This is a genomic window from Microbacterium sp. (genome assembly GCF_032084865.1).
In the GTDB taxonomy this organism is placed as follows: Bacteria; Actinomycetota; Actinomycetes; order Actinomycetales; family Microbacteriaceae; genus Microbacterium.
Window position 1 is genome coordinate 406 of the sequence record NZ_DAMDLU010000115.1, and the last position, 8,852, is coordinate 9,257.

7 protein-coding genes are annotated in these 8,852 nt (G+C 69.4%); 6 read left to right on the forward strand and 1 reads right to left on the reverse strand.

Translation table 11 applies throughout. From position 1 onward, the window contains the following. On the forward strand, positions 1–1,420 hold a 1,420-nt coding region (locus tag RT309_RS11385), incomplete at its 5' end, for a leucyl aminopeptidase (RefSeq protein ID WP_313357135.1). A 75-nt stretch (positions 1,421–1,495) separates the two neighbouring features. On the opposite strand, the gene RT309_RS11390 is transcribed toward RT309_RS11385, so the two are convergent. After that, positions 1,496–2,179: a FadR/GntR family transcriptional regulator gene (locus RT309_RS11390; protein ID WP_313357137.1), complete on the reverse strand. Its 684-nt coding sequence runs from the start codon at positions 2,177–2,179 to the stop codon at positions 1,496–1,498. A gap of 173 nt (positions 2,180–2,352) precedes the next feature. Here RT309_RS11390 and RT309_RS11395 point away from each other — a divergent pair, with 173 nt between their 5' ends. The 5 genes from RT309_RS11395 to RT309_RS11415 all read left to right on the forward strand — a co-directional run bounded on the left by RT309_RS11395 (position 2,353) and on the right by RT309_RS11415 (position 8,783). Then, the gene (locus RT309_RS11395) at positions 2,353–3,951 is read left to right on the forward strand and encodes an ABC transporter substrate-binding protein (RefSeq protein ID WP_313357139.1); all 1,599 of its coding nucleotides are present in this window, start codon (positions 2,353–2,355) and stop codon (positions 3,949–3,951) included. 63 nt (positions 3,952–4,014) lie between these two features. Continuing rightward, positions 4,015–4,971, forward strand: coding sequence for an ABC transporter permease (locus RT309_RS11400; protein ID WP_313357141.1), 957 nt, complete (start codon positions 4,015–4,017; stop codon positions 4,969–4,971). A gap of 3 nt (positions 4,972–4,974) precedes the next feature. Further along, complete coding sequence (locus RT309_RS11405; protein ID WP_313357143.1) at positions 4,975–7,023, forward strand: dipeptide/oligopeptide/nickel ABC transporter permease/ATP-binding protein; 2,049 nt, start codon at positions 4,975–4,977, stop codon at positions 7,021–7,023. Further along, positions 7,020–7,823 carry an ATP-binding cassette domain-containing protein gene (locus RT309_RS11410; protein ID WP_313357145.1) on the forward strand — a complete coding sequence of 268 codons (804 nt, stop codon included), beginning with the start codon at positions 7,020–7,022 and terminating at the stop codon, positions 7,821–7,823. Before RT309_RS11405 ends, RT309_RS11410 begins: the two co-directional genes overlap by 4 nt. An 18-nt stretch (positions 7,824–7,841) precedes the next feature. Next, positions 7,842–8,783, forward strand: a complete 942-nt coding sequence (locus RT309_RS11415; RefSeq protein WP_313357146.1) for a dihydrodipicolinate synthase family protein — start codon at positions 7,842–7,844, stop codon at positions 8,781–8,783. Positions 8,784–8,852 lie beyond the last annotated feature (69 nt).

Genomic DNA, 8,852 nt, shown 5'->3' on the forward strand with positions numbered 1-8,852 from the left:
GATCTGCGGCGTTCACGGTGCGCCTGCCGCACTCGCCGGAAGCGACGCTTCCCTGCCCGGCGCACTGCGCACGGCGATCGCCGCGCTCACCGACGCGGGCGTCGCCACGGCCGAGGCGGGCACAGTGACCACGAGCTTCGCCACCCTCGACGGCGCGCTCGTGCGTGTGCTGCTGGTCGGACTGGGCGACGGCGACGACGCCGAGCAGGTGCGCGAGGCCTTCGGGGCCGCGGTCGCGACCGTGCCGGCCGGTGACCACACGGCCGTTCTTCTGCCGTCTGAGGCGCCCGAGATGCAGCGCGCCGCCATCGAAGGCGTGCTGCTGGGCGACTACACCGTCCCCACCCAGAACTCCCAGGTTCCCGCGTCGAGCCCCCGCATTGTCTCGGTGCTCTCCGACGTGCAGGACGACACGGCTCTGCGCGCCGGCATCGCACAGGCATCCGTGCTCGCCCGAGCTGTGGGGATCGCCCGTGACCTCGGCAATGCCGCCCCGTCAGACCTCACCCCCGCGACGTTCGCGCAGCGGGTGAGCACCGAAGGCGCAGAACTCGGACTGGCCGTCACCGTGCTCGACGAGGAGCAGTTGGAGCAGGCCGGCTGCGGCGGAATCCTGGGTGTCGGCCGCGGCTCGGCCACCCCGCCTCGTCTCGTGCGGGTTGCGCACGAGCCTGCTGACGCGAAACTGCACATCGCGCTCGTCGGAAAGGGCATCACCTTCGACTCGGGCGGTCTGGGGATCAAGGACCGCGCCGGGATGCTCTGGATGAAATGCGACATGGGCGGGGCTGCCGCCGTGTACGCCGCCGTCGCCGCGATCAGCGCGCTGCGTCTGCCCGTGCGGGTCACCGGTTGGCTGGCGCTGGCCGAGAACATGCCCTCCGGCACCGCGACCAAGCCCGGAGACGTGCTGCGCATGCGCAACGGCAAGACGGTCGAGGTGACCGACACCGACGCCGAAGGGCGCCTGGTGCTGGCCGACGGCCTGGCATCGGCCGCCGCGGAAGACCCGGATCTGCTCATCGACGTCGCCACCCTCACCGGCGCGCAGATCATCGCGCTCGGCCACCGCACCTCGGCGGTCATGGCCCGTCAGGCAACCGCCGCCGAGCAGGTGCTCGCCGCAGCCTCCGCCAGCGGTGAGCGCATGTGGCGTCTGCCCATGCCGCAGCACCTGCGCGAGCACCTGCGCTCATCGGTCGCGGACCTCGCGAATATGGGCGGCAAGGACGGCGGGGTGATCGTCGGAGCGCACTTCCTGGAGGAGTTCGTCCCGCAAGGAACGCCGTGGGTGCACGTCGACATCGCCGGTCCGGCGATCAACACCGAGGGGCGTCACGGGTACACCCCGCACGGCGCCACCGGCGCGGGCGTGCGGATGCTCGTGCAACTCGCCATGGACGCAGCAGACGCGGGCTGACCGCGCTTCCCTCAAGCCATCCGCGCCCCTGCCGCATGCCGGAGGCGCCGCTGGCTTGAGGGCCTTTGTCGCCGGTCAGGACGACTGGGCGAGCACGCGCTGCAGCGGCGCGTAGTGCTCGATCACCGCTCGGCGATACGCCTCGACGTCTCCGGCGCGCACCGCGTCGAGCATGTCGCCGTGTGCTTTCGCGGTGCTCTCGATGTCGGCCGGGGGAGCGATCTGCAGCTGCGGCAGAACCGCCGTGTGCACGTCCCAGAAAGCGCCGACGAGCTGGCCGACCAGATGGTTGCCGGTGCGGGCGAACAGCTGCGTGTGGAAGGCGCGGTCGGCTTCGAGGAAGTTCTCGCCGCGGCCGGCCTTGTCGACCATCTCGTCGACGAGATCGGCGAGCGCCGGATGCTCGCTCTCGGCCGTGCCGGCTTCGACGACCCGCTCGGCCATCGACAGGTCGAGGGCGAGGCGCACCTCGACGACCTCGCGCAGCGCCCGCAGCGACCCCTCGGGCGAGAGCACACCGCGGAACACCAGGGCCTCCACCATCGGGTCGAGCGACATCTCGCCGACGAAGGTGCCGTGTCCGTGGCGCACATCGACGATGTCGAGCGTCGACAGGGTGCGGATCGCTTCGCGCACCGACGAGCGCGAGACATCGAGCGTCTCGCACAGCTCTGATTCGGTCGGCAGCGGGTCACCGGGCCGCAGGCTGCGGGTGAGGATGAGCTGTTTGATCTGATCCGCCGTCGTAGCGCGGCGCATGCGGGACGCACGAGATCGGGTCGGGATCAACTCGCACTTCCTCTCACGTCACGTCGATCATCTCATTGTCACGAACGGGTGACTGCTGTTGAGAACATCGCCCATCTGTGTTTATAGTACATCAGACATCTGATGTCCCGACGATGTCGTCCCTCCCAAAACTGGAGCATCACATGACCCGTTACATCCCTCGCAGGCGCGGGACCCGATTCGGGGCGGCGCTGGCCGGCTCGATCGCCGTCGCCGTCGCGCTCTCCGGCTGCGGTGCCGGAGCTCCCGAAAAGAATGACGCCGGCGCCGAGCCCGGCAAGGTCGACCCCAACGCGACCATCGAGGCGGGCATCTCGTACTCGCTCAGCGGCAGCTTCGACCCGATGGTCGCCTCCGGCGCCGTCACCGTCTCGGCCAACTGGCACATCTTCGAGGGTCTGGTCGACCTCGACCCGGTGAGCCAGAAGCCCGCGCCGGCGCTCGCCGCCGACCTCCCCAAGAAGGTCGACGACACCACGTACGAGATCGACCTCCGCGAGGGTGCGACGTTCCAGAACGGTGACCCGGTCACCTCGGACGACGTCGTCTTCAGCTACCAGCGCGTGCTCGACCCGGCGAACAACTCGCTGTTCCGCTCGTTCATCGACTTCATCGACACGGTCACCGCCGTCGATGAGGACACCGTGCAGATCACCACCGACTACCCGTTCTCGCTGATCAACGACCGCCTCGGCGTCGTGAAGATCGTGCCGAAGGCCGTCGTCGAGGCCGACCCCGAGGCGTTCGCCTCGAAGCCCGTCGGCTCGGGCCCCTACGCCCTCGTCTCGGCCGTGCCCGAGGACAAGATCGTCTTCGAGCGCTACGACGACTACAACGGCCCGCACCCGGCCCTCGCCGCCGGCATGAACTGGAACCTGCTGGCCGACCCGTCGGCCCGCGTGACGGCCATGTCGACCGGCACCATCCAGGCCATGGAGGACGTGCCCTACATCGACGTCGACTCGCTCGCATCGGCCGCCGAGGTCGAGAGCGTGCAGTCGTTCGGTCTGCTGTTCATGATGTTCAACACCCAGGCGAAGCCGTTCGACGACCCGCGGGTGCGTCAGGCGCTGCACTACGCGCTCGACATGGACAAGATCATCGAGACCGGCATGCTCGGCAACGCCACCGCCGCCACGTCGTTCCTGCCTGAGAACTACAAGAACTACAACAAGGCGTCGACGGTCTACACCTACGACCCCAAGAAGGCGAAGTCGCTGCTGGCCGACGCCGGCGCCTCGGACCTGTCGATCACGCTCCTCACCACCGACACCGGCTGGGTCAAGGAGGTCGCGCCGCTGATCAAGGAATCGCTGGATGCTGTCGGCGTCAAGACCACGCTCGAGATCGGCCAGTCCGCGGCCATGTACGAGAAGGTCGACTCCGGCAACTACACGGTCGCCGTCGCCCCCGGAGACCCCTCGGTCTTCGGCGTCGACCCCGACCTGCTGATGAACTGGTGGTACGGCGACAACGTGTGGTCGAAGACCCGCACCGCATGGGCTGACTCACCCGAGTACGCCGAGCTGACCGGTCTGCTCGACCAGGCCGTCCAGCAGACCGGCGACGAGCAGCAGAAGACCTGGGACAAGGCCTTCGACCTGCTCTCCGAGCAGGCCGTGCTCTACCCGCTGTTCCACCGCAAGCTGCCCACCGCGTGGAGCAGCCAGCAGCTGGTCGGCTTCAAGCCGGTCCCGACCACCGGACTGTCGTTCCTCGACGTCGGGGTCGCAGCCAAGTGATCCCCCTCCGGGCGGCGCGCTCTCCGCGCCGCCCGGAGATCTCCCTCGAACAAGAAGGCCCCCGTGTCAAGCACGCTCAGTCTCATCGGCCGCAGGCTTCTGCAGCTGCCCGTGATGATCCTGGGCATCACGTTCCTCGTGTTCTTCGTGATGTCCTTCTCGCCCATCGACCAGGCCCGGGTCGCGCTCGGGGAGACCGCCTCGCCCGAGGCCCTCGAGGCCTACCGTGAGCAGCACGGCCTCAACCTGCCCCTGCTCGCCCGCTACCTCGGCTTCCTCGCCGGGCTGTTCCGCGGCGACCTCGGCACGTACTCCGCGCGCAGCCTCCCCGTCATCGACGAGGTGTCGCGTGCCTTCCCCGTCACCCTCTCGCTGACGTTCTTCGGCCTCATCATCGCCGTCGTGCTCGCCTTCGCGATCGGCGTCATCGCCGCTGTGTACCGCGACCGCTGGCCTGACCAGGTGATCCGCTTCTTCGGTGTGGCGGCGCTCTCGACGCCGTCGTTCTGGCTGGCCATCCTGCTCATCCAGGTCTTCACCCTCGGACTCGGCGTGCTGCCGGCATCCGGCCCGCTGCCCGACTTCTGGACCGACCCCTCCGCGTGGCTCGCCCGCATGACCCTCCCCGCCGTCGCGCTCGCCGTGCCGGTGATCGGCCAGCTGTCGCGCGTCGTGCGCACCTCAATGGTCGAGGAGCTCGACAAGGACTACGTGCGCACCGCCCTCGGCGCGGGGATCCCCCGCGTGGTCGTGGTCGGCCGCAACGTGCTGCGCAACGCGCTGATCACCCCCGTGACCGTGCTCGGTCTGCGCATCGGCTACCTGCTGGGCGGCGCGGTCGTGATCGAGATCATCTTCGCCATCCCGGGAATGGGCACGCTCATCCTCAACGGCGTGACCAACAACGAGCCCAACCTCGTGCAGGGCGTGACGCTCGCCGTCGCCCTCGCCTTCGTCGTGATCAACATCATCGTCGACCTCCTGTACGTGCTCATCAATCCCCGAATCCGGGCGGTGTGACCCATGCGACGCAAACTCACTGAACGACTGTCCGCTCCCGGCCTGCGCTTCGGCGGCCTGTCGATCGGATCCCTCATCTGCATCGCCATCCTGGCGATCATCGGGCTGGCGGCCGTGCTCGCCCCGCTCGTCACGGCGTTCGACCCGCTCGCCTCGGGCAGCCCGGTGCAGGCGCCCAGCGGCGACCACATCTTCGGCACCGACCGACAGGGTCGCGACATCTTCTCGCGTCTCGTCTACGGCGCCCGCTACTCGCTGGTGATCGGCCTCGGCGCGACGCTCGTCGCCCTGGCGGTCGCCTGCGTGCTCGGCACCATCGCCGCCACGGCGCCCAAGTGGGTGTCCGAGACGCTGATGCGCGTGATGGATGTCATCATGTCGTTCCCCGGCATCGCCCTCGCGGCCGTGTTCGTCGCGGTGTTCGGCAAGTCGCTGCCCGTGCTGGTGCTGACCATCGCGTTCCTGTATGTGCCGCAGCTCACCCGTATCGTGCGCGCCAACGTGCTCGACCAGTACGGCGAGGACTACGTCTCGTCGGTGCGCGTGATGGGTGCGCGCACCCCGCGCATCATCATCAAGCACGTCGCCCGCAACGCGATGGCACCGGTGCTCGTCTTCGCCACCGTCCTCGTCGCGGACGCGATCGTCTTCGAAGCCTCGCTGTCGTTCCTGCAGGCGGGTGTTCCCGACCCCGAGCCCAGCTGGGGCAACGTCATCGCGGCCGGGCGCAACCTGCTGATGTCCGGCGCCTGGTGGGCGACGTTCTTCCCCGGCATCCTGATCATGATCACGGTGCTGTGCCTGAACATCCTCTCCGAGGGGCTCACCGACGCGATGGTCTCCCCGCGGGCGCGCAAGGTCACCGCCGACGCCGCGGGCACCGAGGAGTCGACCACCGACCTCGAGCGCGCCGGCTTCGACGACACGCATGTCGTGCGGACCGTCGACACCTCGGTGAACCTGTCGGTGCCCAGCGGCGTGCCCGAGCTGCGTGCGCCGCAGACGCCCGTGGTGCCCCTCGGCGAGCGTCTCGCCGAGCTGCGCACACGTGAGCTCGCCCGCACCGACCGGATGGTCTACACCGGTGATGACGCGCCGCTGCTCGAAGTGCAGGATCTGTGCATCTCGTTCCCGCGCCACGGTGACGTCGACGTGGTCGATCACGTCAGCTTCACGGTGCGCCCCGGCGAGACCATGTCGCTGGTCGGCGAGTCCGGCTGCGGCAAGTCCATCACGTCGCTCGCGATCATGGGCCTGCTCGACCCGAAGGCCGACGTCCGCGGACGCATCATGTTCGACGGCGAGGATCTGCTGCAGATGGACCCCGCACAGCGCAACGCGCTGCGCGGGCACGACATCGCGATGATCTACCAGGACGCGCTGAGCTCGCTGAACCCGGCCATGCTCATCCGCTCGCAGATGAAGCAGCTCACGCGCCGCGGCGGCACCCGCACGGCCGAGGAGCTGCTCGAGCTGGTCGGCCTCGACCCGACGCGCACCCTCGCCTCGTACCCGCACGAGCTCTCGGGCGGTCAGCGCCAGCGCGTGCTGATCGCGATGGCGCTCACCCGCGACCCGCGTCTGGTGATCGCCGACGAGCCCACCACGGCGCTCGACGTCACCGTGCAGGCGCAGGTGGTCGAGCTGCTCATGCGGCTGCAGCGCGAGCTCGGCTTCGCGATGATCTTCGTCTCGCACGACCTCGCTCTCGTCGCCGAGCTGACCCACCGCATCACCGTCATGTACGCCGGTCAAGTGGTCGAGCAGGGCACGACGCGCGAGGTGCTCACCCAGCCGGTGCACGAGTACACCCAGGGCCTGCTGGGCGCGGTGCTCTCGATCGAGGCCGGCTCCGACCGCCTGCATCAGGTGTCGGGTGTCGTGCCGTCGCCGCGCGACTTCCCCCGCGGAGACCGCTTCGCACCGCGCTCGTCGGATCCCGCGCGCTACGCCGGAGTCACCCCCGTGCGCCGGCAGATCGCCGGCACCGAGCACTTCTACTCCGCGCATCCCGACGATGCGCCCGTCGAGCCGATCGGAGCAGGGCGATGAGCGAACCCGTCATCGAGCTGAAGGACGTGCACGTCCGCTATCGCACGCGCACCTCGACGCTGTTCAAGCCGAACTACGTCGACGCGCTGGCCGGCGTATCGCTCACCGTCAAGCGCGGTCAGACGCTGGGCATCGTGGGCGAATCCGGTTCGGGCAAGTCGACGTCGGCCAAGGTGCTGATCGGGCTCGAGAAGCCCACCAGCGGGCAGGTCGTGTTCGCCGGTGAGCCGGTGCGTTCGTTCACCCCCGCGGTGCGCAAGCGGCTGGGCCGCATCCTCTCGGTCGTGTTCCAGGATCCCGCCACCGCGCTGAACGCCCGCATGACCGTGCGTGACGCGCTGCTGGATCCGCTGCAGGTGCACGGTCTCGGAGACCCGGCCTCGCGTCAGCGCAAGGTGCGCGATCTGCTCGGGCTGGTCGGCCTGCCGGCATCCGCCCTCGACGCACTGCCCGGTCAGCTCTCCGGCGGTCAGCGGCAGCGCGTGGCGATCGCCCGTGCCCTCGTGCTCGACCCGCAGGTGATCATCGCCGACGAGCCGACCTCGGCGCTCGACGTCTCGGTGCGCGCGCAGATCCTCAACCTGCTCACGGACCTCAAGGACCAGCTCGGCCTGGGCATGGTCTTCATCTCGCACGACATCCAGACCGTGCGCTACCTCTCCGACGAGATCGCCGTGATGAACCGCGGCCGCGTCGTCGAGTTCGGCGATGCGGCGAGCATCTTCGACAACCCCTCCGACGACTACACCCGAACACTGCTCGGCGCCGCGCCATCGCTGCTCGCGCCTGCATCTCACTAACTAACGAACCGGAACCTCATGTCCTCTGCATCCCCCGCCTTCGCCGGCATCGTCCCCCCTGTCGCCACCCCGCTGCTGCCCGACCACACCGTCGATCACGAGTCGCTCACCCGCCTCGTCGAGTACCTCGTCGACGCCGGCGTCGCCGGCCTGTTCGCGCTGGGCTCGACCGGCGAGACGGCGTACTTCACCGACGACCAGCGCGTGGCCATCCTGAAGACCATCGCCACCGCGAACGCCGGCCGCGTGCCGATCATCGCCGGCGCCATCGAGCTCACCGCGCCGCGGATCATCGAGACCGCCCGCCGGCTCGTGGATGCCGGTGCCGACGCGATCGTCACCACCGCTCCGCTGTACACGCTGAACTCGCAGGACGAGATCGCCGACCACTTCCGCACCATCGCCGCCGCGATCGACGCGCCGCTGTGGGCGTACGACGTGCCCGTGCGCGTGCACAAGAAGCTCGGCCTGGCGCTGCTGATCGAGCTCGGCACCGAGGGCGTCATCGCGGGCGTCAAGGACTCGTCGGGAGACGACGTCGGCTTCCGCCGCCTGATCGCCGCCAACGAGGCGGCCGGCCGTCCGCTGCAGCTGCTGACCGGCCACGAGATGGTGGTGGATGCCATGCTGCTGGCCGGCGCCGACGGCGTGGTGCCCGGTGCGGCGAACGTCGAGGCCGAGGGCTACGTGCGACTGTTCGAGGCCGCCCGCCGCGGCGACTGGGACGCGGCCCGCAGCGAGCAGGAGCGCATCAACCGCATGTTCGACATCGTCTTCCAGCCGACCGGCCTCTCGGGCGACGCGACCGGAGTCGGCGCGTTCAAGGCGGCGATGAAGGCACGCGGTCTGATCGAGCACGCGACCATGGCGCACACCGTGACCCCGCTCGACGGCGAGGCCGTCGAGAAGGTCGGCGGCGTGCTCGCCGGCGTGGGACTGCTGCCGGCCGCGACGCGCTGATGTCAGAGGTCGTCCTGGCCGTCGACGTGGGCGGCACGAAGACCGCAGCCGCGCTCGCCGGCCGGGACG